Genomic DNA, 22,392 nt, shown 5'->3' on the forward strand with positions numbered 1-22,392 from the left:
CGTACGTGGGCGGTGAGAATGGGACGCGTGGCGACTGACGGGGGTCCGGGACGGCTCGCCGGCTGGGCGCTGGTGGTCGCGGGGTGCACGTACGCGGCGTGGGTGCTCGGGTTCTGGGTGAATCCGGGGGTGGACGCGCGGTCGGGCTACGTCAGCTCGTACGCGGCCACGGACCAGCCGCACCGCGCCCTCTTCCTCTTCGGCGACTGCGCCACCGGGGTACTCGTCGTCCTCGCCGTCCTCCTGGTCGCCGTGGCCCGGTCCGGCGTGTGGAACCTGTGGGCGGTGGCCGGCTGGCTCGGCCTGGGCCTGTTCGGCGCGGGCACGGTCGCCGACTCGGTCCTCACCCTGGACTGCTCGCCGTACAGCGACGCGACGTGCGCGCTGCTCGAACGCTCCGGGCACGTCTCCCTCGCCCACGAGCTGCACGCGACCACGAGCAGCCTCGCGGTGACCGGCGCGTGCGTGAGCATGCTGGCCATGGCGCTGGCGTGGCGGCGGCGGTGGATCTGGGCCCTGGCCGCCGTCGAGCTGCTCGCCGTCGCGTTGTCGCTGGTCGCGATGCTGGTCGGCGACTGGATGGGGGTAGCCCAGCGGGTCCAGGTCGGGGTGGTGTCGGTGTGGCTGGTGGCCCTCGGCGCGATCCTCCTGGCCCGGCCCCGCCCCGACCGGACCCGACCGAAGGAGCAGAGGATCACACCCCACCACGAGACGGGTACCGCCCTGCACGTCGTCGACGAGGGCACCGGGGAGCCGACGGTCGTGCTGGTCAGCGGTCTGGGGGAGGCCTGGTTCGACTGGGACGCCGTGGCCGGGCGGCTCGACACCCGGGTGGTCCGGTTCGACCGGCCCGGCCTCGGGCGGAGCGTGCCCGAACCGGGGCCGTCGACCCTGCGCGCCGAGGCCGACCGGATCGCGGCGGTGTGCCCCGGGCCGGCCGTGGTCGTCGCGCACTCGCTGGGCGGGTTCCACGCGGAGGCCTTCGCCCGCTGGTACCCGGAGAAGGTTCTCGGTCTGGTCCTGGTCGACCCGAGCTGTGAACCGGAGATGAGCCGCCGGCCCGGCTGGTTGTCGTGGCCGCTGCGGGCCGTTCCGCCCGTGGCCAGCCTGCTCGCCGCCGGCCCGGCCCCGGCGCTCGGCCCGTGGTTCCGCAACCGCGCGGTCCGGGCCCAGACCGCCGCCGGGATCGCGCCGGGCAGCCCCGGGCAGGTCCGCGAGGTGTTCGGCTCGGCCCGGGTGCTCGGCACCGCCGTCAAGGAACTCCTCGGCTACCGGGACATGGCCGCCGAGCTGCTCGCACTACGCGCGACGACCGGGTTCCCGCCCGTGCCGGTGGTCGTGCTGACCGCGCTCGGCGACGTGTCCGGCCACGAGGCCGTCGAGTGGCGGGAGCGGCACGCGGCCCTCGCGGCGCTGCTCGGCGGGCGGCAGGAGGTACTGGCCGACGCGCGGCACATGTTCCAGGTCGACCGGCCGGAGGTGGTCGTCGCGGCGGTCCGCGAGGTCTCCGGGGCCGGGGAGGCGCCGTGAGGGGCCCCGCGCGCGGCCCGGGGGGCACCGCCAGGCGCCCCGTGCCCGGAACGGGAGGTCCCGGCCGGGCGGGCACCGGACGCGCGCCCGGGAGGCTCTGGTGGCCGCTGCTCGTGCTGCCGCTGCTGCTGGCCGGCTGCACCGATCCCGCGACCACCATCGCCGAGGGCTCCTACCGCAACGCCGTCGCCCTCGGCGCGGGCCGGGCACTGGCCGACCAGGGGGTGCACCTCACGAAGCGCCTGCGCTGCGTCACCACCAGCCCCGACGACTGGCGCACCGTCCACACGGTGTGCACGGGGCGGGCGACGGACGGTCGGTCGGTCCGGGTGGAGGGCCTGGCGGAGCGCGCCGACACCGCCACCCCGTCCGAGCGGTACGCGATCTCGGTCGACGGCACGGTCCTGGTGCTGACGAACGGCCTGTGAGCCGACCGGGCCTGTGAGCGGGCCGGGCCGGGGAGCCGAGTCCGGGCCCTACCTCGTCCGCACCAGCGGAAACGCCAACGTCTCCCGGATCGACTTCCCGGTCAGCAGCATCACCAGCCGGTCCACCCCGAGCCCCAGACCCCCCGTGGGCGGCATCGCGTACTCCAGCGCGGTCAGGAAGTCCTCGTCCAGCTCCATCGCCTCCGGATCGCCCCCGGCGGCCAGCAGCGACTGTTCCGTCAGCCGCCGGCGCTGCTCGATCGGGTCGACCAGTTCGGAGTACGCCGTGCCCAGCTCCGTGCCGTACGCCACCAGGTCCCAGCGCTCGGCGAGCCGGGGGTCGTCGCGGTGCGGCCGGGTCAGCGGCGACACCTCGGTCGGGAAGTCCGTGTAGAACGTCGGGGCGGTGGTGGGCTCCTCGACGAGCCGCTCGTACATCTCCAGCACGATCTGGCCCCGGTTCCACTGCGGATTCAGCGGCACCCGCGCGGCCTGGCACAGTTTGCGCAGCGCCGGGATCTCGGTGTCGGCGGTGACCTCCTCGCCCAGGGCGCGCGAGATCGCCGCGTTGACCGGGACGACCGGCCAGTCCCCGCCCAGGTCGTGGCCGCCCACGACGAGGGAGCCGTTCGCGGCGCGGCAGGCGTTCTGGATCAGGTCCTGGGCGAGTACCCGCATGGTGGTGTAGTCGGCGTAGGCCTGGTACGCCTCCAGCATCGTGAACTCGGGGTTGTGCTTGTAGGACACGCCCTCGTTGCGGAACGTGCGCCCCAGCTCGAACACCTTCTCCACGCCGCCGACCGCGAGCCGCTTGAGGTAGAGCTCGGGGGCGATCCGCAGGTACAGGTCCATGTCGTAGGCGTTCATGTGCGTCCGGAACGGCCGGGCGTTGGCCCCGCCGTGCACCGTCTGCAACATGGGCGTCTCGACCTCCAGGTAGCCCTGGCCGATCAGCGTGGTCCGCAGGCTGTGCACGGCCGCGCTCCGGGCGGTGAGGACCGCGCGGGTCTCGGGGTTGACCGCCAGGTCCAGGTAACGCTGCCGGACCGCCGCCTCGCCGCCCAGCCCGTGCCGCTTGTCGGGCAACGGGCGCAGGCACTTGGCGGTCAGGGTCCAGTCCTCGACCCGCACGGACAGCTCACCGCGCCGGGAGGTGACGATCTCGCCGGTGACCCCGACGTGGTCGCCGAGGTCGATGTCGGCGCCCCAGGAGCCGATCGCCGAACCGGTGAGCAGCAGCTGCACGTCGCCGGTCCAGTCCCGCAGCCGGGCGAAGCACACCCCGCCGTGGTCGCGGAGCAGCAGCACCCGGCCGGCGAGGGAGACCCGGTCGCCGGTCGCGGTGTCGGGGGCCAGGCCCGAGAACCTGGTCACCACGTCGGCGCAGGTCGCGGTCCGGTCATATCCCAGCGGGTACGGCTCCCGGCCCTCCCCGCGCAGCCGCTCCAGCTTCGCGATCCGGACCAGGGTCTGCTCGCCGTACACGGGACCATTCAGGGCGGGGGCCGCCGCGAGCGGGGCCACGTCGTGCACGTCGCGCTCGGCGGTGACGTCGCGCCGTCCCCGGTTGAACAGCTGCGGCAGGCTCGGCACGGTCACGAAGCCCTCGGCGATGCCGAACGCGATCGAGATCCGGATCAGTTCGCGGCGCTCGGCGAAGCACACGAACCGCGGCAACCACTCCGGGTGGTACTTGGCGTTGGACCGGTACAGCGATTCCAGCTGGTACCACCGGGAGAAGAACAGCAGGGTCTTGCGCCACAGCAGCAGCACCGGGCCCGCGCCGATCCGGCCGCCCTCGTCGAACACGGAACGGAACATCGCGAAGTTCAGCGACACCCGGTCCACGCCGAGCCCCGGGCAGGCCGCCATCAGCGAGGCCACCATGAACTCCATCAGCCCGTTGTCGGCCCCCCGGTCCCGGCGCATCAGGTCCAGGGACAGGCCGCGCGCGCCCCACGGGCTCAGCGACAGCAGGGCCGTCTCGTTGCCCTCGGCGTCCAGGCACTCGACGAGTACGCACCGGTTGTCGGCCGGGTCGCCCAGCCGGCCGAGCGCCATCGAGAACCCGCGTTCGGTCTCCGTGTCCCGCCACTGCGCGGCCAGGGTGACGATCCGGACCATCTCCTCGGCGGAGATGTCGGCGTGCCGGCGGATCCGGGCGGTGTGCCCGGCGCGTTCCACCCGGTTCACGGCCTGCCGGACGACCCGCATGTCCCGGCCGTCCAGGCTGAACCGGGACGCGTACAGGATCGCCTCGTCGCCGAGCTCCAGCACCCGCAGCCCGGCCCGCTTGTACGCGGTCGCGCCCTCCTCGCTCGCCCCCATCACGGCCGTGGTCCACGCGTGCGCCTGCGCCTCCTTCAACCACTCCTCGATCGCGTGCCCCCACGCCTCGGGGTCCCCGATCGGGTCGGCGCTGGCCAGGGACACCCCGGCGACCACGCGGTAGGTGACCGCCGCCTTGCCGCTGGGCGAGAACACGGCGACCTTGTCGCGCCGGGTGGCGAAGTAGCCGAGGGAGTCGCGCTCGCCGTGCTCGGCGAGGAGCTGGCGGAGCCGGCGTTCGTCCTCGGCGGGCAGCACCGCGCCGGCCCGTTGCGAGCGGAACAGGGTGAACAGGGCCGCGAACAGCGCGACCGCGCCGAACAGGCCGACGGTGAAGTTGACCCAGCCGGGCGCGCCGCCGGTCCGGGCGATGTCGAGTTTGACCGCCCCGCCGAACACCTTCTCCATGGTCCAGCTGAACCGGTACCGGCCGCCCTCCAGGGTGCCGGGGAAGGCCGTGACCAGCGCGTAGCCGGCGCCGGTGAACAGGACCGCGAGCGCGCCGAAGACCACGATGGCCTTGCGCAGGCTGGCGGTCTGCACGCTCGCGTAGAACTGGTGCTTGGCCCGGGTCAGCACGAGGACGGCGACCGTGGCGAGCAGGGCGTTGACGGCCGTCGCGTACGGCAGGTACGTCGGGACCGGGCCGACGTCGGACGGCTCCTGGTACCGGTAGTACAGCATCAGCGCGCCGAGGAACGCGTCCAGCACGATCTGGAGCGCGAAGTAGCCGAGCAGCAGCCAGTACGCGACCCGCTTACGCCGGGACACCGCCGCGGCGAGCACGCCGATGAACAGCGCGTACGCCAGGTTGGGCGGCGCGGGCACGAAGACGCGTTCGATCGTCTGCCGGACGCCGTACACCCGTTCGCGGAGGACCAGGCTGAGCGCCATGAGCGCGCAGAGCACCGCGAGCACGGTGAGTATGGTCGCGAACACGCTTGGCACACTGCGGGTCCAGCCGGAGCGATTCTCCTCGGCCTGGGTTGCCACAATCCCCCCGAAAAGTAAGGGTCAGGTGAAGTCTGGTCATCGTCCAACGTACTGGGCCGCCCGTCCCCGAGCGTGCTCCGGGTCGCCGGCTACCGTGGGTCCATGCAGCTGTTACGCCGCCCGGCGGCCCGGTTTGTCCTCCTTCTGGCAGGACTGGCCGTGCTGGGCGGGCTCGTCGCACTGTACGGCCCGCCGGACGTCGCCGCGATCGACGCGTTCATCGCCGGCAGCGGCCGGGCCGCCCCGCTCGTCGCCGTCCTCGGATCCATGGTCCTCACCCTCGCGATGGTGCCCCGCACCGTGCTGGCCTTCGTCGGCGGCCTCCTGTTCGGCGCCCTGCCCGGCGGCCTCTACGTCCTCGTCGGCGCCCTGCTCGGCGCGAGCGTCGGCTTCGCGGCCGGCCGGCTGCTCGGCCGCGACTTCGTGGCCGCCCGCACGGCGTCCCGCGCGGGTGGCCGGCTCGCCCGCCTCGACGCCTGGCTCGGCCGGCGCGGCGTGTTCGGGGTGCTCGCCGTCCGCCTGGTGCCCCTGGCCCCGTACGGGCTGATGAGCTACGCGTTCGGCACCACCGGTACCCGGTTCCGCGACTTCCTCGCCGGCAGCGCGCTGGGCGCCACCCCGACCAGCTTCGGGTACGCGGCCGTGGGCGCCGCCGCCCTCACCGCCAGCCCCACCGCGCTGGCCGTCGGGGCCGGCGCGCTGGGCCTGCTGATGCTCGGCGGCACCTGGGCCGCAGGCTGGGCCCGGACCCGCCTCGGCGTGCCGGCGCTCACGGACGCCGGAGCGGAGCGGACCCCCGCCGCCAGCTGAGCGTCACCCCCGCCGCAGCTCCACCCCGCCCGTGATCGACAACGCCTCCAGCAGCTCCACGAGGTCGACGGCGCTCAGGTCGCGCACCTTGACGGACACCACCCGGTGCGTCGGATAGTCGCTGGTGGCGGAGCCGTCGCCCAGGATGATGACGGGGTTCGTCGCGACCAGCGTCGGATACAGCTGCGGCCGATCCACGTACTCGATGTTGACCATGCGCTCTAGAGTAATTCCATGGCCCAGACCATCGAGGTCCACGAGATCGCCAAGCGCTACAAGGACGTCAAGGCCGTCGATGGCGTCTCGTTCGCCGTCGAGGAGGGCGAGTTCTTCGGCATCCTCGGCCCCAACGGGGCGGGCAAGACCACCACCCTGGAGATCATCGAGGGGTTGCGGGCCGCCGACTCCGGCACGGTGAAGGTGTTCGGCGAGTCCCCGTGGCCGCGCAACCCGAGGCTGCTGCCCCGGATCGGGGTCCAGCTCCAGGCCACCGCCTTCTTCGACCGGCAGACCACCCGCGAGCAGATCCGCACCTTCGCGGCCCTCTACGGCGTCGGCGGAAAGAAGGCCGACGCGATGCTGGAGACCGTCGGGCTCGCCGAGAAGGCCGACGTGCGCACCGAGAAGCTGTCCGGCGGCCAGATGCAGCGGCTGTCGATCGCGTGCGCCCTCGTGCACGACCCCGATCTGGTGTTCCTCGACGAACCCACGGCGGCGCTGGACCCGCAGGCCCGCCGCAACCTGTGGGACCTGCTGCGCGCCATCAACGCCCAGGGCCGCACCGTCGTGCTCACCACGCACTACATGGACGAGGCCGAGATCCTCTGCGACCGGGTCGCGGTCATGGACCACGGGAGGATCCTGGAACTGGGGCCACCGGCCGCGCTGATCAGCGACCTGGACAGCCCGACCCGGATCACCATCGAGTCGGGGCTGCTCACCGAGGCCGCCGCCGGCCAGCTGCCCGACGTGGACCGGGTCGCCGACGACGGCGTGACCCTCACCCTGGAGACCCGGCAGCCGGCGGGCGTGCTGGTGGCGCTGGCAGAGCGCGACGCCCTGCGCGGGTTGCAGGCGCGCGGCGCCACCCTGGAGGACGTGTTCCTCAACCTCACCGGACGGGAGTACCGGGCATGAAGGGCAGTTTCGCGGCGCTCTCCGGCGCCATGGTCCGCGCGTTCGTGCGCGACCGCACCGCCATGTTCTTCACCCTGCTCTTCCCGCTGATGTTCCTCGTCGTCTTCGGCGGGATCTTCAAGGACGCCGGGGTGTCGAAGTCCCGGGTGATCGAGATCGGCCAGGTGTCGATCCTGGACAACGCGCCGGCCGGGGCCTTCGACGAGGTCCTGGAGATCTCGCGGCAGTCCGACCGGGCGAAGGCCCTCGAAGCCGTCCGGCAGGGCGACTACGCGGCGGCCATCGAGGCCGACGGCGACCGGCTCGTCGTGCACTACTCGGCGGCCGACCAGGTCCGGGCCGGGGTCGTGCGCGGCGTGCTCCAGTCCGTGGTGGACGCCGCGAACCGCGACGGCGCCCCGCAGCGGTTCACCCTCGCCACCGAACAGGTGGAGGACAGGTCCCTCAAGGCGATCCAGTACTTCACGCCGGGGCTGCTGTCCTGGGCCATCTCGATCGGCGCGACGTTCAGCGCCGGGCTGACCCTGGTGGAGTGGCGGCAGAAGAAGATCCTCCGCCGGCTCCGGCTGGCCCCGGTGCGCACGGCCACCATCGTCGGGGCCCGGGTCTCGGTGAGCGCCCTGGTCGCCCTGGCCCAGTTGGCCGTCTTCATCGGCGTCGCCTCGCTGCCCTACTTCGGGCTGAAGCTCGCCCACAACTGGTGGCTGGCGGTCCCGATGGTGCTGTGCGGCACGCTGGCGTTCATGTCGATCGGGCTGGTCGCGGGCGCCGTGGCGAAAACGGCCGAGTCGGCGAACGCGATCGTGCAGCTGATCGTCATGCCGATGGCGTTCCTGTCCGGGGCGTTCTTCCCGCTGGACAACGCGCCGGGCTGGCTGAAGAGCGTGTCGAACCTGCTACCCATGCGGCACCTGGTCACCGGCCTACAGGACGCGCTGGTCCGGGACGGGTCGATCGCGAGCGTGCTGACCCCGATGGGCATCCTGCTCGGCTTCGCCGTGGTGCTCACGGCGGTGGCGACCCGGCTGTTCAGGTGGGACGACGTCTGATCCGCTCCTCGACCGCCAGGAGGCCGGCACGCAGCGTGTCGGCCGCCTCGGTGGACCGGCCCTGCGCGAGCAGGTCGTCCGCCAACTGTCGATAGTGGCGGGCCAGCTCCAGGGGAACGGCGCCGCCATCGACGCTGCTGGTGCCCCCGCCGACTGACATGGCTTGAGTGTACGGAAGTTGGCGCCTCAGTAAAGAGGTCAGTTTTCGATGGCTAGACGGCTGAATCTTCCGCCCGGTCGGCGAGTGTGGACCGGGAACGGGGCACCAGCTGGGTGGCCGGGGGCGCCGGCGGGCAGAGCAGGTCGCGGACGCCGACGGCCGTGAGCACCCGGTCGACGAGCGCGTTCTGGTTGTACACCGAGAAATCGATGCCCATCTGGCGACTGATCCGGTACGCCACGACGAGGATGCCGATGCCCGTGGAGTCCAGCAGGGTCACCCGGGCGAGGTCGACCCGGATCCGGGTGGGACCCAGTTGGTCGATGGCCTCGGAGATGGCGGCGCGCAGGTCAGGGGCCGTCGCGTAGTCGATCTCACCGGAGACGGTGACCACAATCTGCCGACCGCCGAGGTCAGCAACGTCGACCGCAAACGTCATCCCGTGCTCCCCGGGCGTTGAGGGTGTGTCTTTGTTCAGCCACACCAGCGTAGCCTCGGTATGGGCAAACGCGCCCGTTACCGCTCCGACAGCCACGATCATGCCAGTCAGGGCGCGGATATACCAGTCGGGAATCGTATATTACGCACTTTCCATAAAAATAGGTCCTGCCCGGACGGCGGGAACATACCGTCGTCCGGGCGGGAACCTTCTTTTCTACTGCCTGCGCAGGCGGGGGGCGAACACGACCAGTCCGAGCGCGGCCAGCGCCACGAGCCACGGCCACGTCGGGGAACCGTCCCCGGCAGACTCGCCGTAACCGCCGGCCTTGCCCGCCTTGTCATAGGCGGAGCCCGGCAGCTTGTCGGCGTAGCGCGAGTTCACGAGCTTCTGGTACGCGGCCAGGCTCACGCCCTCGCCGACCGAGGTGCGCGCGTCGGCGTTGAGCGGGGTGACCCGGTCGCCACGGAGCACGTACCACGCGTTGATCTGGGGCTCCTTGAACACGGTGCCGCCGGCGCCCGCCAGGGCGTAGTCGACCTCCTCGCTGCCCTCGGCGATGTTCACCACCGTCCACGCGCCACTCTGCTTCGCCGTCCACACCGAGGCGGACCGGCCGTCGCTGGCCACCGCCTTCGTCGCGATCATGTCGGTGACCGCCACGGCCGCCGACCCGGACTTCACGAACGCCGGGTTCAGCGAGTAGATCGCCACGGCGTCACCGACGACGCGGGGCGCGGCCGCCGTGGCCCGCGCGGCCAGGTCCGCCGGAGCGACGCCCTGCGGGCTCTTGCCGTTCGCGGCGAAGAACCGACCGACCTCCGACAGGTTCGCGGAGGTGGCCTGCCGGGCCGCCGCGAGGTCCGCCGCCGAGGGGGCCGCCACGCCGGGCGCCGCCGAGGCGGGGCTCGCGATCAGGAGGGCCAGGGTGGCGCCTGCTCCCACCAGTACCAGTCTGGGCATGTTCATGGTGTTCACCTCACAGGCCGATCTGGTAGAGGGAGTGGGTCCAGAAGAACGAGTTGTTGTTGACGTAGTAGCTGTGGGTGCCCCAGTTGTAGCGGGTGCTCGAACCCCACGGGTTGCCCCAGTAGACCCAGCTGCTGGCCGTGTCGTAGCCGTAGATGTCCATCATGTGGCCACCGCCGGACTGCCACTCGATCCGCGTCATGATCGGACGGTTGGCGTTGATCTCGGTCTGCACGGTGCTGTAGTTCAGGTAGCCCGTCACGTACCGGCCGGGCCGGATCCCGATCTTGCTGAACGCGGTCTGGTCGTTGCCGAGGGTCGCCTGGTTGTTCGGGCAGCTCGAGTTCATCGACCGGTTGAACGCCAGGTTGCAGAACTGGTTCTGGCTGTAGTTGTAGCCGTAGAACGCGGCCACCGTGTTGCCGGACGCCGACCAGCACCAGTTCGAGTACTGCTGGGCCTGCATCGTGATGTTCAGGCGCTTGGAGGCCAGGGCCGCGCCCACCACGGAGGTGGACTGGCCGGCCGCGGCGGCCGGGGCCGCCGTGCTGCCGGAGGACGAGGCAGCGGAGGCCGCTGAGGGAACAGCCACCGCCGCCAGGAGTGCCACCGACAGTGCCGCCGCACGTGCCCACTGTGTGGGACCGCGGGTCAGGGAATTCATATCCGCTCCTTGAGGGGTAGGAGAAGTGCCGTTCGCACACGATCTCCCCGCCGGGCCCCCGAGACAACAGCCCAGCGTCAACCAGCGGGAACTCAGTGAATTGGGCACGCTCAGGGGTGGCTTTCAGGTGACAGGGCTGTGAACATTCACAGATAGCGACGTACGGACGGTCACCCCCTCGGCCGTCCGGCGGAGCCAACTGTCGAACGACTCACCCCTGACGCTGGGGAGGCGCACATGGGGCGTGATGATCTGACGGCGGTGCTGCGGAGTGGTCCCTTCCACCTCGCGCTGCGCGCCGCCATCGAGGCCCGGGGCCTCGCGTTGCAGAGGATCCAGTTCCGGCTGGCCGAACAGGGCCTGCACGTGGGCGTCGCCACCCTGAGCTACTGGCAGCAGGGCCGCCGGCGACCCGAACGGCAGGACTCGCTGCGGGCCGTCACGGCGCTGGAGGAGATCCTCGGCCTGCCGCCGGCCGCGCTGACCGTGCTCCTCGGTCCGCCGCGCCCCCGGGGCCGGGGGGTGGGCCTGCCGCCGGGCGCCCGCCGGTACGCGGAGCTGATCTCGCCCGTGTCCGCCCTCGACCGGATGCTCGCCGAACTCGACAGCCCGGCCGACGGCAGGCTGCACACGGTCAGCCTGTTCGAGGACATCGACATCGGGGCCGACCGGTCCGGGCTGCGCCGACGATGTCTGCACGTCGTGAAGGCACACCAGGAGGTCGACCGGTATGTCACGATCTTCCAGGGGGACGAGGGCTGCGACCCCTACCTGATCGAGGTCGTCCCCCTCGCGAACTGCCGGCTCGGCCGGACCCGCCGCGACGCGGCCTCCGGCATCGTCGTCGCCGAACTGCTGTTCGACCGGACCCTGCGGATCGACGAGACCCACATCCTGGAGTACGAGTACCGCGACGCCGGCGGGGTCGAGTGCCGCGACTACCACCGCGGGGTCAGGTTCCCCACCGGGCAGCTCACCGTGCAGGTCCGGTTCGCGCCCGAGGTGATGCCGGTGCGGTGCTACCGGTACAACCAGCGGTACCTCAACGGACCGGACATCGAGCGCACCGAGCTCACCGTGACCGGACACCGGACGATCCACCTGATCGCCACGGAGGTGCCGCCGGGGATCGTCGGAATCCGGTGGGACTGGGAGTAGACAGATCGGCGGGGTCGCGGCGTTCTCCTCTCTGACGACCGAGCGGGGAGGATCTGCGGGGTGACGTTCGAGGAGTACGTGACGGCCAGGGGACCGGGGCTGGTCCGGCTGGCCAGGCTGCTGTGCGGGGACCCGCACCGGGCCGAGGACCTGGTGCAGGAGGTGCTGGCCAAGGCGTACGCGCGGTGGCGGAGGATCGCGGGTACCGAGCGGCCCGATCTGTACGTGCGCCAGATGCTCGTCAACCAGAACCGGTCCTGGTGGCGGCTGGGCCGCAACCGGGAACTGGCCGTGTCCGAGCCGGCCGCCTCGGCGACCGTGGCCGGGGCCGAGTCCGGAGTGGTCGAACGGGACGCGTTGTGGCGCATGGTGCTCACGTTGCCCCAGCGGCAGCGCGCCGTGCTGGTGCTGCGCTTCTACGAGGACCTCGACGACGCCGCCATCGCGGAGATCCTCGACGTGTCGCCCGGCACGGTCCGCACCCACGCGATGCGGGCACTGGCCCGACTCCGCGAGCTCCACGCGCCGGAGTTGGCGCCCAGTACGGGAGGACAGCTGTGAAGATCGAGGAGAGGCTGGCCGAGACCCTGGCGGCGCACGCCGGGGGCGACGTGGACACGGCGGCCCTGCTGGCCCGGTCGACCGCCCGGGGCAGGTCCGTGCGGCGACGCCGGCACGCGGGGATCGCCCTGGCGGCCGTGGCCGTCCTGGGCGTCGCGGTGGCCGTCCCGGTCGCGCTGTGGCCGGCCCGGCCCGCGCCGACCGTCCCGATCGCCGTCCCCGTCACCCCTTCCCCGTCCGTGAGCCCGTCCCCGACCGCGCTGGCCGTGCCCAACCTGCCGCCGGTCACCGGACAGCGGACCCTGGCGGAGAGCCCGGCGGTGCTCGGCAGCGACCCGGCCCTGGTGCACCTCGCGATGGACCCGCTGCCACTCGGGCTGCCGGTGGCGAGGTCCTCCGGCGAGTCGACGGTCACGACGCGGTGGGCGAGCTTCCCGGGCAACGAGTACCTGTCCATCGGCGGCACGGTCGGCGTGCACGTGTACGCCGGCCCCTGGTCCGCCGACAAACTGGACAAGATGACCTTCGTCCGGGACGTCGTGGTCGCCGGCAAGCCGGGCAAGCTCTACGAACGCGGGGACGAGGGCGGCTACATCCAGGCCTACACGTCGGTGAGCTGGGAGGCGATGCCGGGCGTCCCGATGGTGGTCGAGGGCGTCAACGGCGCACCGGAGGCGACGCTGCTCGCCGTCGCGGGGAAACTGCGCTACGACCGGGTCGGGCAGTGCCTCAACACGATGCGGGTGACCGCCGTCCCGCCGGGGGCGACGCTGTACCGGTGCGACTCGACCGTCCTGGAGACGGGGGAGCTGTACAACGACCGACGGGTCTACCACGGCCCGGCCGGCGCCACCTTCGAGGTGCACGGGGGCGGGCCGAAGTTCGGCCCCAACCCGGGCGAGACTCCGAACACGACCGTCGCGGGACAACCGGCGTTCTGGGACGAGGGCACGAAGGGGGTGCGCTACCACGCGCTCCGGGTGCCCGACTGGGACGGGCACGGGGTCTCGGTCATCGTCACCGGCTCCTACGGCCGCGCGGAGGCGGAACTGGTCCTGACGGGGCTGCGGTGGCCGTAGCGGGCGGACGGGCCAGCGGTCGGTAACGGCCGGATGGGCCCGCGGACGGTGGCGATCCGCCAGGCCTGCGGCCCGCAGCGGGCGGACGGGCCGGCGGTCGGTGGTGGCCGGACGCTGTCGTCCCCGCCGGACCCGGGCCGAGGGGCATAGGCTGGGGAGATGACAGCGCAGGTCACGGCCAGGACGACGATCAGAGCCACCCCGGAGCGGGTGTACGCGGCCCTGGTCGACTGGGAGTCCCAGGGCACGTGGATCCCGCTGACCACGGTCCGGGTCACCGAGGGCGACGGCGGGGTGGGCAGCATCGTCGAGGCGGTCACCGGGCTGGGGCCGGCCCGGTTCGTGGACGTGATGCGGGTCGAGGAGCTGAAACCGCCGTACTCGATCAGGGTTCTGCACGTGGGGAAGGTCGTGCGCGGGCCGGGGGAGTTCCGGTGCGTGCGGCGCGCGGACGGGGCCACGGACCTGGAGTGGCGGGAATGGCTCGAGCTGCCCGGCGGGAGGGCCGGGCAGCTCGGATGGCCGCTGGTCAGGCCGGGCGCGGCGGCGTCCCTGCGGTGGGGGTTGCGCCGCCTGGCCCGGCATGTGGAGACCAGCTCCTGGTAGACCCCGCCGGCCCCGGGGCCGCCGACCCTGACCGGATGCCGACCGGACCGGACGCCGGCCCGGACCGCGTGCCGGCCGTGGGCGTGGATCAGGCCGTGATGAGCGCCTGGTACGCCTCCTCGGTGAGCAGCTCGCCCGCCTCGGTGACCGCCACGGAGAACAGCCAGCCCGCGCCCTGCGGGTCCGAGTTGATCAGGGACGGGTCGGCCACGACGGCCTCGTTGCGGGCCACGACGGTGCCGGTGACCGGGGCGTACAGCTCGCTGACGGACTTGGTGGACTCCAGCTCGCCGCAGGTCTCGCCGGCCTTCAGCTCGGTACCCGGCTCGGGGAGTTCCACGTAGACGATGTCGCCGAGGGCCTCCGCCGCGTACGCGGTGATGCCGACGGTCGCCGGCTCCTCGCCGGTGATCCACTCGTGCTCGGCGGTGTAGGACAGGCTCACGACGTGCTCCTTCGGTAGAACGGTAGGGCAGACAGCTCGACGGGTTCGAGGCTGCCTCGCACGTCCACGGCCAGCGGCGCGTTGACGGTCGACACGTAGGCCATCGCGATGGGACGGCGCAGGACGGGGGACGTGGCCCCGGAGGTGACGGTGCCCAGCCGCTCGCCGGTGCGCAGGTCCACGACGGGCTGGCCGGCGCGCAGGACCCGGCGGCCGGCGGAGACCAGACCCACCAGCCGACGGGTACGGGGTGCCTCGGCGGCGGCGGTGAGCGCGGCCCGGCCCACGAAGTCGTCGGGCTTGTCGAGGCGGACCACCCGGCCGAGCCCGGCGTCGTAGGGCGTGGTGTCGGGGTTGAGCTCGTGGCCGTACAGCGGCATGCCGGCCTCCAGGCGGAGCGTGTCCCGGCAGGCCAGCCCCGCCGACCGCAGCCCGTGCGGCTCCCCGGTCGTGGTCAGCGCCCACCACACGGCGGACGCGTGCTCGGCGGGCACGTACAGCTCGAAGCCGTCCTCGCCGGTGTACCCGGTCCGGGCCACCCACAGCGGGATCCCGTTGATCGAGCCGGGGGTGATCGCGTAGTACGGCAGGCCGCCGAGGTGCGCGTCGCAGATCAGGGCCAGGATCCCGGCGGCGCTCGGCCCCTGGATCGCGATCAGGGACCGGTCGAGCCGGACGAGGTCGGCCCGGAACCCGGCGAGCCGCACCGACAGCGCGTCGGCCACCACGTTCGTGCTGCCCGCGTTGGCCACCACCAGGTAGCGGTCCTCGGCGAGCCGGTAGCAGATCAGGTCGTCGAGGATGCCCCCGTCGGACTGGCACAGCAGCGTGTACCGGGCCTGGCCGACGTCCAGCTCCGACAGCCGGCCGACGAGCGCGTAGTCGAGCGCGGCGGCGGACTCGGGCCCGATGACCTCGAACTGGCCCATGTGACCGAGGTCGAAGAGTCCGGCGGCGCTGCGCACGGCGAGGTGCTCGGCGCTCTCGCTGCCGTACCGCAGGGGCATGCGCCAGCCCGCGTAGTCGGTCAGGGTCGCGCCCAGGGCGAGATGGTGCTCGTACAGCGCGGTGCGCACAGGAGGCTCCCAGGGTGGAGTGGGTGGGCCTCCCCCTCTGTCATCGGAACCTGAGAGCTTCACCGCCGTGGTGGGCGGCTTGCACCGTGGGTGAGCCTCGCGGCTGCTTTCCAGAGTTGCCTAACCCGGGCGGTACGTGGGCCTGAGAGTGTGCGGGGAGTCTTGCTCCTTCGGCGTGACCTCGAAGGTCAGCTCTCCCGCCGGGATCGATGGCGTGTGCAGTTGTGCCGTGAGAGTAGGCGGGAGCGGCTGCGCAGGTCAAGACGGGGGCCAGATGGCGGGACGCGGTGATGGCCCCGACCGTGTACCGGTCGGGGCCGTGCTCTCGGGCCGGGGTCAGCCCGACGGGGCGATCAACTCCGCGATGTCCGGGTTGTCCAGTCGGATCTTCTCCACGTCCTCCGGGGCGTCGAGGTAGTAGAGGACGTTCTGGCGGATCTCATAGTGAATGGTGTCCTGGTCCGGGCCGTCATACGCGAGGGCGACCCGGATGAAGTCCAGTTCGGCGGTGAGCTCCTCCCGGCTGTCGGGCCAGGACGAGAGGAGCGGCTTGAGCACGCCGCAGTAGTACACGAGGTACGCGAGGTCGAGGCCCGTGAGCGTCGCGGGGAGGTTGTGGGAGTGGGCCGCCGAGGCGAAGGTTCCGGACACCAGCTCCCGAATACCCTCGTGGGAGCCGGGGGAGTGCCACCACAGGAGGTCACCCAGTCGGCCGAGGGTCCAGGGTTCGTCGCTGTAGCCCTGCTCGTGTTCGCGCCAGGACTGGCGCGCGGCCTCCCGGATCACCCGCGCCATGAAGGACCGGGGGCGGACCGGCGCCGTGAAGCCGGGAAACCGCACGATCTCCGTCGCTTCCTGGTCGTGCTCGTCCATGCGTCGCACCCTAACCGGTCGAGCCGGGGGCGGCGTGGGGGTCAACCCGCACCGGAAGGCGCCACCCCCGGGAAAGTACCCCGACAAAGGGTTGTGGGCCCCCGCGACAGTCGCGGGGGCCCACCGTGCGCGGGCGGATCAGGCGGACTCCTCCGCCTGGGCGCGCAGCTTGTCCATGTCCAGCTCCCGCGCCTTCTGCAGCAGCAGGTCGAACTGCGACGGGCTCAGCGCACCCGGCTCGGAGTGCACGATCGCCTTGTCGCGGATGATCATCAGGGTCGGGATCGACTGGATCTGGAACGACGCGGCCAGCTCCTGCTCGGCCTCCGTGTCGATCTTGCCGAACACGATGCCGTCGTTGGCCTCGGATCCCGAAGCCGCCTCGAACGTCGGCGCGAACCGGACGCACGGCCCGCACCAGGCGGCCCAGAAGTCCAGCACGAGGAAGTCGTGCTGCGAGACCAGCTCGTTGAAGTTGTCCTTGGTGACTGTGATCGTCGCCACTTTCTCTCCTTGGGTCGACACGGGGCGTCACTGGGAAAACGCTGGCGGGGACGTGGCTGTTCCCCATCCGACATGTCCGTTGATCAAGAGACAAATTCGTTGAGAGCACACAGCCTGTGCGACCCTGATTCACCTCGGGATGGCTGAATGATCCCTGTCGTCGTCGGGCGGCGCATGGTTCCCGTGGAGGGCGACATGGCTGAGTTGCATCAGTTCGCATATGGCTGGGTGAATCCGGTGATCTCGTACGTGATCGCGGCTTTCGGCTGCGCGATCGGACTGGTGTGCACAGCCCGGGCCCGCGCCGCGCTCAACGGGGCACACCGGGAGAAATGGCTGGTCCTGGGGGCCGTCTCCATCGGCGGTACCGGAATCTGGCCCATGCACTTCATCGCGATGCTCGGCTTCGACGTCCCCGGCTCCATCGTCCGGTACGACGTGGCGCTCACCACCGCCAGCGCGCTGATCGCGATCCTCGCGGTCGGGATCGGACTGTTCATCGTCGGACACGGCGGCGCGGGGCTGGTCCGGATCCTGCTCGGCGGGATCTTCACCGGCCTCGGGGTGGCCGCGATGCACTACACCGGGATGGCCGCGATGCGGATGGGCGGCACCATCTCCTACGACCGGACGTACTTCGTCGCCTCGGTGCTGATCGCGGTCATCGCCTCCTCGGTGGCGCTGTGGTTCACGGTCAACGTCCGGGGCTGGGGCCCGGTCGTCCTCGCGGCCCTGATCATGGGCGTGGCCGTCGTGGGCATGCACTACACGGCGATGTTCGGGGTGCGGGTGCACCTGCACCGGATGGACAGCCCGATCGAGGGGGTCAGCCCGTTCCTGTTCGTCGCGCCGATCACCCTGCTGATCAGCTGCGCGCTGGTCATGCTGATCTTCAGCGTGCTGTCCCCGCCCGCCGAGGACGAGGACGACATCGTCGCGGGGCTGTCCCCGATGGTCGACACCGCCCCGGAACGGGGGACGGCGCTGCTGCCCCGCCGGGTGGCCCGGTCGTCCTTCAACCACCGGGCCTCGTCGCACTCGTAGCGCGGCCCACATCCGGGGGCTCCGCGCCCAAGGTCGCGCGCGCCGCGCTCGTAGTCTGGTGGACATGATCGAGATCAGGGACGAGCCCACCCAGTCGCGCTACGAGATCACCGTGGACGGGGAGCTGGCCGGCTTCGCGGACTACACCCTGCGCGGGTCGGTGATCTCCTTCACCCACACCGAGGTGTTCCCGGCGTTCGCCCGCCGGGGGCTGGCCGGCCAGCTGATCGGCCACGCGCTCGACGAAGCCCGGAGCCGCAGGCTCTCCGTGCTGCCGTTCTGCCCGTTCGTGTGCAAGTTCATCGACCAGAACCGGGAATACCTCGATCTGGTACCGGTGGACCAGCGCGAGAAGTTCGGCCTGCCCCAGGCCTGACCAGGGGGTCCAGGCTTCGGGCGCCGGGTCCTAGCCGCCCTCGGGGACCGGCAGTCGGCCCCCGATCCGGGTGGTGAGCTGGGCCGCCGCGTGGCAGACCTCGGCCGCCAGGTCCGGCCACCGCTCCCCGCACTCGCCCGGCCCGGCGGCCGGCCTGGCCCCGCGCCCCTCGGCCTCGCACTGGTGCCGGAAGGTCACGCTGATCGCCGCCACCGGCCGGCCCCCGTGGTCGAAGCTCGCCGCCGCCACCGACGCGAACCCGGGCGTGACGTGCCCGTCCTCCACGCTCCACTCCCGCTCGGCGGCCAGCAGCCGGCGCAGCGCGGCCAGGGTGCGCGGCCCCCGCCCGGTCCGGTCCACGAACGCCGACGCCCGGGGGAACAGCGCCCGGACCTGGGGCGCGGGCAGGTGCCCGAGCAGCGCCCGGCCGGCGGCGGTCAGCTGGGCCGGCAGCCGGACCCCGATGTCGGTGACCAGGGTCTGCGGCCTGCGCGGCTGTTCCTTGAGCAGGTAGAGCGTCTCGGGGCCGTGCAGGACGCCCAGGTGCGCCGTCCGGCCGGTCGAGTCGACCAGCGCCTGGAGCAGCGGCCGGGCCAGGCGTTCGAGGGGCTCGTGCCGCAGGTACGCCGAGCCCAGTTCGAACGCGGCCACGCCCAGGCCGTACCGGCGCTCCTCCGGGAGGTGGGTGACGAAGCCGGCGGCGGCCAGTTCGGCGAGCAGGTGGTAGGTCGTCGACCGGGGGAGACCCAGCTCCCGGGCCAGCGTGGCGGCCGACTGCGGGCCGGGCCGGGCGGCGAGGTGCCGCAGCAGCGCGAGCCCGTTGCGCAGGGCGGGGACATCCGTCATACGTCTGGGATACCAGACACCATTCACCCGGAAGCGCACCGGGGTCGGGGAAAAGAGGATGGGATGAGGGGCATGAAGGTACTCGTCGGCCCAGCCCCTCTCACCCCCCGCGAGGTCGTCGCGGTCGCCCGGCACGGTGCGGCCGTCGAGTTGACCCCCGAAGCCCTGGAGGCGCTCGCCCGCGCCCGGGTCGCCATCGAGGCGCTCGCCGAGGCCGAGACCCCCTCCTACGGGGTCTCCACCGGCTTCGGCGCGCTCGCCACCCGGCACATCGCGCCCGAACTGCGCGCCCAGCTCCAGAAGTCCCTGGTCCGGTCGCACGCGGCCGGCGCCGGGCCCGAGGTCGAGGAGGAGGTGGTCCGCGCGCTGATGCTGCTGCGGCTGCACACCCTCGCCACCGGGCACACCGGCGTGCGCCCCGACACGGCGTCGACCATGGCCGCGCTGCTCAACGCGCGGATCACCCCGGTCGTGCACGAGTACGGCTCGCTCGGCTGTTCCGGCGACCTCGCCCCGCTGTCGGCGTGCGCGCTGGCGCTGATGGGCGAGGGCGAGGTCCGGGTCGACGGCGTGCTCCAGCCGGCCGCCGAGGCGATGGCCAAGGCCGGCATCACCCCCGTCGAGCTGCGCGAGAAGGAGGGCCTGGCCCTCATCAACGGCACCGACGGCATGCTCGGCATGCTGGTGCTGGCCCTGGAGGACCTGCGCGACCTGCTCGACGTCGCCGACATCACCGCCGCGATGACCATCGAGGCGCTGCTGGCCACCGACCGAGTGTTCGCCCCCGACCTGCACGCGCTGCGCCCGCACCCGGGCCAGCAGGTCTCCGCCGCCCGGCTGACCCGGATCCTCCGCGACTCGCCCATCGTGGCCAGCCACCGGGGCCCGGACTGCAACCGGGTCCAGGACGCGTACTCGCTGCGCTGCACCCCCCAGGTGCACGGCGCGGCCCGCGACACCGCCGACTACTGCGGCATCGTGGCCGGCCGCGAGCTGGCCAGCGCCGTCGACAACCCGGTGGTCCTCGACGACGGCCGGGTGGAGTCCAACGGCAACTTCCACGGCGCGCCGGTCGCGTACGCGCTGGACTTCCTGGCCATCCCGATCGCGGACGTCGCCAGCATCAGCGAGCGCCGGACGGACCGGATGCTCGACGTGCACCGCTCGCACGGGCTGCCCGCGTTCCTCGCCGACGACCCGGGGGTGGACTCGGGGCACATGATCGCCCAGTACACCCAGGCGGCGATCGTCAGCGAACTCAAGCGGCTGGCCAACCCGGCGTCCGTGGACTCGATCCCGTCGAGCGCCATGCAGGAGGACCACGTGTCCATGGGCTGGAGCGCGGCCCGCAAGCTGCGCCGGTCCGTCGACGGCCTGCGCAAGGTGCTCGCCGTCGAGCTGCTCACCGCCGCCCGTGCCCTGGACCTGCGCAAACCGTTGCTGCCCGCCCCCGCGACGGCCGCCGCTGTGGCCGCGCTGCGGGTACTCGTCGAGGGTCCCGGTCCTGACCGGCACCTGGCTCCGGAGATCGCGGCGGCCGAAGAACTGATCCTCAGCGGCACCCTGCTCGCCGTCGTCCAGAAGGAGATCGCATGACCACCCCCGTCGGCCCCCGCACCGTGCGCTCGCCGCACGGCACCACGCTGCACACGAAGAACTGGCAGACCGAGGCCGCGCTGCGGATGCTGCTGAACAATCTCGACCCGGACGTGGCCGAGCGCCCCGACGACCTGGTGGTCTACGGCGGCACCGGCAAGGCCGCCCGGGACTGGGCCAGCTTCGAGGCCATCGCCCGCGCGCTGGCGACCCTGGAGGCCGACGAGACCCTGCTGGTCCAGTCGGGCCGGCCGGTCGGCGTGTTCCGCACCCACGAGTGGGCGCCGCGGGTCCTGATCGCCAACTCCAACCTGGTCGGCGACTGGGCCAACTGGCCGGAGTTCCGCCGCCTGGAGCAGCTCGGCCTGACCATGTACGGCCAGATGACCGCCGGCTCGTGGATCTACATCGGCACCCAGGGCATCCTCCAGGGCACCTACGAGACCTTCGCGGCCGTCGCGCACAAGCGGTTCGGCGGCACCCTCGCCGGCACCCTGACCCTGACCGGCGGCTGCGGCGGCATGGGCGGCGCCCAGCCCCTCGCGGTCACGATGAACAACGGCGTCTGCCTGGTCGTGGACGTCGACGCCGCGCGCCTGCGCCGCCGGGTCGAGACCCGCTACCTGGACACGGTCGCCGACGACCTCGACGACGCGATCGCCCAGGCCCTGGCGGCCAAGGAGGCGCGGACGCCGTTGTCCATCGGCATCGTCGGCAACTGCGCGACCGTCTTCCCCGAGCTGCTCCGTCGCGGGGTACCCATCGACATCGTCACCGACCAGACGAGCGCGCACGACCCGCTGTCCTACCTGCCCGAGGATGTTTCCCTGGAGGACGGGCCGGACTACGCGGCGAAGAAGCCGGCGGAGTACACCGACCGGGCGCGCGCCTCCATGGCCAAGCACGTCGAGGCCATGGTCGGTTTCCAGGACGCCGGCGCCGAGGTGTTCGACTACGGCAACGCGCTGCGCGGCGAGGCCAAACTCGGCGGGTACGAGCGCGCGTTCGACTTCCCCGGCTTCGTACCGGCGTACATCCGGCCGCTGTTCTGCGAGGGCAAGGGCCCCTTCCGCTGGGCGGCGCTCTCCGGCGACCCGGCCGACATCGCGGCCACCGACAAGGCGATCCTCGAACTCTTCCCCGAGAACGAGTCCCTCGCCCGGTGGATCAAGCTGGCCGGCGAGAAGGTCGCCTTCCAGGGCCTGCCGGCCCGGATCTGCTGGCTCGGCTACGGCGAGCGGCACCTCGCGGGCCTCAAGTTCAACGAGATGGTCGCGTCCGGCGAGCTCAAGGCCCCGATCGTGATCGGCCGCGACCACCTGGACTGCGGCTCGGTGGCGTCCCCGCAGCGGGAGACCGAGTCGATGGCCGACGGGTCCGACGCGATCGCGGACTGGCCGATCCTCAACGCGCTCCTGAACACCGCGAGCGGCGCGTCCTGGGTGTCGCTGCACCACGGCGGCGGGGTCGGCATCGGCCGGTCCATCCACGCCGGCCAGGTGTGCGTCGCCGACGGCACGGAGCTGGCCGCGCAGAAGATCGAGCGGGTGCTGACCAACGACCCGGGGATGGGCGTGATCCGGCACGTGGACGCCGGGTACTCGATCGCCGAAGAGGTGGCGGCCGAGATGGGCGTCCGGATCCCGATGCGCGAGTCGGGCGTCGTGCCCGGGCCGGCACTGGGACAGTAGGGATCGTGCGGGGAGGCGGCCATCGGGCTG

At 72.2% G+C, this 22,392-nt stretch carries 24 protein-coding genes and 1 riboswitch; of the genes, 13 read left to right on the plus strand and 11 right to left on the minus strand.

The window, feature by feature from the left end; all coding sequences use genetic code 11:
- Window positions 1–27 precede the first annotated feature (27 nt).
- Window positions 28–1,530 carry an alpha/beta fold hydrolase gene (locus AB0M43_RS25595; protein WP_363728295.1) on the plus strand — a complete coding sequence of 501 codons (1,503 nt, stop codon included), beginning with the start codon at window positions 28–30 and terminating at the stop codon, window positions 1,528–1,530.
- Window positions 1,531–1,571: 41 nt separating this feature from the next.
- A complete protein-coding gene (locus AB0M43_RS25600; RefSeq protein ID WP_363728296.1) occupies window positions 1,572–1,958 on the plus strand; it encodes a hypothetical protein in 387 nt (128 codons plus the stop codon).
- Window positions 1,959–2,006: 48 nt separating this feature from the next.
- Here AB0M43_RS25600 and lysX read toward each other — a convergent pair whose 3' ends face one another.
- Window positions 2,007–5,279: a bifunctional lysylphosphatidylglycerol synthetase/lysine--tRNA ligase LysX gene (gene lysX, locus AB0M43_RS25605; RefSeq protein ID WP_363728297.1), complete on the minus strand. Its 3,273-nt coding sequence runs from the start codon at window positions 5,277–5,279 to the stop codon at window positions 2,007–2,009.
- Window positions 5,280–5,381: 102 nt separating this feature from the next.
- Here lysX and AB0M43_RS25610 point away from each other — a divergent pair, with 102 nt between their 5' ends.
- On the plus strand, window positions 5,382–6,089 hold the full coding sequence (locus tag AB0M43_RS25610) for a VTT domain-containing protein (protein ID WP_363728298.1): 708 nt from the start codon (window positions 5,382–5,384) through the stop codon (window positions 6,087–6,089).
- A gap of 3 nt (window positions 6,090–6,092) precedes the next feature.
- Here AB0M43_RS25610 and AB0M43_RS25615 read toward each other — a convergent pair whose 3' ends face one another.
- Window positions 6,093–6,305, minus strand: a complete 213-nt coding sequence (locus AB0M43_RS25615) for a hypothetical protein (protein ID WP_363728299.1) — start codon at window positions 6,303–6,305, stop codon at window positions 6,093–6,095.
- Between the two features lie 18 nt (window positions 6,306–6,323).
- Here AB0M43_RS25615 and AB0M43_RS25620 point away from each other — a divergent pair, with 18 nt between their 5' ends.
- Window positions 6,324–7,226 carry an ABC transporter ATP-binding protein gene (locus tag AB0M43_RS25620; protein ID WP_363728300.1) on the plus strand — a complete coding sequence of 301 codons (903 nt, stop codon included), beginning with the start codon at window positions 6,324–6,326 and terminating at the stop codon, window positions 7,224–7,226.
- Window positions 7,223–8,275 (plus strand): ABC transporter permease, encoded by a 1,053-nt coding sequence (locus AB0M43_RS25625; RefSeq protein ID WP_363728301.1) that lies wholly within the window; start codon window positions 7,223–7,225, stop codon window positions 8,273–8,275. The genes AB0M43_RS25620 and AB0M43_RS25625 overlap by 4 nt, the downstream gene beginning before the upstream one ends.
- Here AB0M43_RS25625 and AB0M43_RS25630 read toward each other — a convergent pair.
- The 4 genes from AB0M43_RS25630 to AB0M43_RS25645 all read right to left on the minus strand — a co-directional run bounded on the left by AB0M43_RS25630 (window position 8,256) and on the right by AB0M43_RS25645 (window position 10,507).
- Window positions 8,256–8,435 carry a hypothetical protein gene (locus tag AB0M43_RS25630; RefSeq protein ID WP_363728302.1) on the minus strand — a complete coding sequence of 60 codons (180 nt, stop codon included), beginning with the start codon at window positions 8,433–8,435 and terminating at the stop codon, window positions 8,256–8,258. The two genes, AB0M43_RS25625 and AB0M43_RS25630, sit on opposite strands and share 20 nt — an antisense overlap.
- Before the next feature lie 52 nt (window positions 8,436–8,487).
- On the minus strand, window positions 8,488–8,874 hold the full coding sequence (locus AB0M43_RS25635; RefSeq protein WP_363728303.1) for an STAS domain-containing protein: 387 nt from the start codon (window positions 8,872–8,874) through the stop codon (window positions 8,488–8,490).
- 216 nt (window positions 8,875–9,090) lie between these two features.
- On the minus strand, window positions 9,091–9,843 hold the full coding sequence (locus tag AB0M43_RS25640; protein WP_363728304.1) for a hypothetical protein: 753 nt from the start codon (window positions 9,841–9,843) through the stop codon (window positions 9,091–9,093).
- 10 nt (window positions 9,844–9,853) lie between these two features.
- Window positions 9,854–10,507, minus strand: coding sequence for a papain-like cysteine protease family protein (locus AB0M43_RS25645; protein ID WP_363728305.1), 654 nt, complete (start codon window positions 10,505–10,507; stop codon window positions 9,854–9,856).
- A gap of 237 nt (window positions 10,508–10,744) precedes the next feature.
- On the opposite strand from AB0M43_RS25645, the gene AB0M43_RS25650 reads away from it, so the two are divergent.
- The 4 genes from AB0M43_RS25650 (at window position 10,745) to AB0M43_RS25665 (ending at window position 13,911) form a co-directional block, all read left to right on the plus strand.
- Entirely contained in the window at window positions 10,745–11,665 is a 921-nt protein-coding gene (locus AB0M43_RS25650; RefSeq protein WP_363728306.1) for a hypothetical protein, read from the plus strand.
- A 60-nt stretch (window positions 11,666–11,725) separates the two neighbouring features.
- Window positions 11,726–12,226 (plus strand): SigE family RNA polymerase sigma factor, encoded by a 501-nt coding sequence (locus AB0M43_RS25655; RefSeq protein WP_363728307.1) that lies wholly within the window; start codon window positions 11,726–11,728, stop codon window positions 12,224–12,226.
- Entirely contained in the window at window positions 12,223–13,305 is a 1,083-nt protein-coding gene (locus AB0M43_RS25660; RefSeq protein WP_363728308.1) for a hypothetical protein, read from the plus strand. The genes AB0M43_RS25655 and AB0M43_RS25660 overlap by 4 nt, the downstream gene beginning before the upstream one ends.
- 159 nt (window positions 13,306–13,464) lie before the next feature.
- Window positions 13,465–13,911: an SRPBCC family protein gene (locus tag AB0M43_RS25665; protein ID WP_363728309.1), complete on the plus strand. Its 447-nt coding sequence runs from the start codon at window positions 13,465–13,467 to the stop codon at window positions 13,909–13,911.
- Between the two features lie 88 nt (window positions 13,912–13,999).
- Here the strand turns inward: AB0M43_RS25665 and gcvH are convergent, their stop codons facing one another.
- The 4 genes from gcvH to AB0M43_RS25685 all read right to left on the minus strand — a co-directional run bounded on the left by gcvH (window position 14,000) and on the right by AB0M43_RS25685 (window position 16,809).
- On the minus strand, window positions 14,000–14,356 hold the full coding sequence (gene gcvH / locus AB0M43_RS25670; RefSeq protein WP_363728310.1) for a glycine cleavage system protein GcvH: 357 nt from the start codon (window positions 14,354–14,356) through the stop codon (window positions 14,000–14,002).
- A complete protein-coding gene (gcvT, locus tag AB0M43_RS25675) occupies window positions 14,353–15,432 on the minus strand; it encodes a glycine cleavage system aminomethyltransferase GcvT (protein ID WP_363728311.1) in 1,080 nt (359 codons plus the stop codon). Before gcvT ends, gcvH begins: the two co-directional genes overlap by 4 nt.
- 120 nt (window positions 15,433–15,552) lie before the next feature.
- A riboswitch (glycine riboswitch) is annotated at window positions 15,553–15,642 on the minus strand.
- A 126-nt stretch (window positions 15,643–15,768) separates the two neighbouring features.
- Window positions 15,769–16,305: a hypothetical protein gene (locus AB0M43_RS25680; RefSeq protein WP_363728312.1), complete on the minus strand. Its 537-nt coding sequence runs from the start codon at window positions 16,303–16,305 to the stop codon at window positions 15,769–15,771.
- Between the two features lie 138 nt (window positions 16,306–16,443).
- Window positions 16,444–16,809, minus strand: coding sequence for a thioredoxin domain-containing protein (locus tag AB0M43_RS25685; RefSeq protein WP_363728313.1), 366 nt, complete (start codon window positions 16,807–16,809; stop codon window positions 16,444–16,446).
- 195 nt (window positions 16,810–17,004) lie between these two features.
- Here AB0M43_RS25685 and AB0M43_RS25690 point away from each other — a divergent pair, with 195 nt between their 5' ends.
- Both AB0M43_RS25690 and AB0M43_RS25695 read left to right on the plus strand, forming a co-directional pair.
- Window positions 17,005–17,853 carry an MHYT domain-containing protein gene (locus tag AB0M43_RS25690; RefSeq protein ID WP_363728314.1) on the plus strand — a complete coding sequence of 283 codons (849 nt, stop codon included), beginning with the start codon at window positions 17,005–17,007 and terminating at the stop codon, window positions 17,851–17,853.
- Between the two features lie 64 nt (window positions 17,854–17,917).
- A complete protein-coding gene (locus tag AB0M43_RS25695; protein WP_363728315.1) occupies window positions 17,918–18,229 on the plus strand; it encodes a GNAT family N-acetyltransferase in 312 nt (103 codons plus the stop codon).
- 30 nt (window positions 18,230–18,259) lie between these two features.
- On the opposite strand, the gene AB0M43_RS25700 is transcribed toward AB0M43_RS25695, so the two are convergent.
- Window positions 18,260–19,075 carry an IclR family transcriptional regulator gene (locus tag AB0M43_RS25700; RefSeq protein ID WP_363728316.1) on the minus strand — a complete coding sequence of 272 codons (816 nt, stop codon included), beginning with the start codon at window positions 19,073–19,075 and terminating at the stop codon, window positions 18,260–18,262.
- Window positions 19,076–19,138: 63 nt separating this feature from the next.
- Here AB0M43_RS25700 and hutH point away from each other — a divergent pair, with 63 nt between their 5' ends.
- Window positions 19,139–20,671, plus strand: coding sequence for a histidine ammonia-lyase (gene hutH, locus AB0M43_RS25705; RefSeq protein ID WP_363728317.1), 1,533 nt, complete (start codon window positions 19,139–19,141; stop codon window positions 20,669–20,671).
- Window positions 20,668–22,362: a urocanate hydratase gene (gene hutU / locus AB0M43_RS25710; RefSeq protein WP_363728318.1), complete on the plus strand. Its 1,695-nt coding sequence runs from the start codon at window positions 20,668–20,670 to the stop codon at window positions 22,360–22,362. The genes hutH and hutU overlap by 4 nt, the downstream gene beginning before the upstream one ends.
- The last annotated feature ends 30 nt before the right edge of the window (window positions 22,363–22,392 follow it).

Source organism: Longispora sp. NPDC051575 (genome assembly GCF_040681875.1).
In the GTDB taxonomy this organism is placed as follows: Bacteria; Actinomycetota; Actinomycetes; order Mycobacteriales; family Micromonosporaceae; genus Longispora.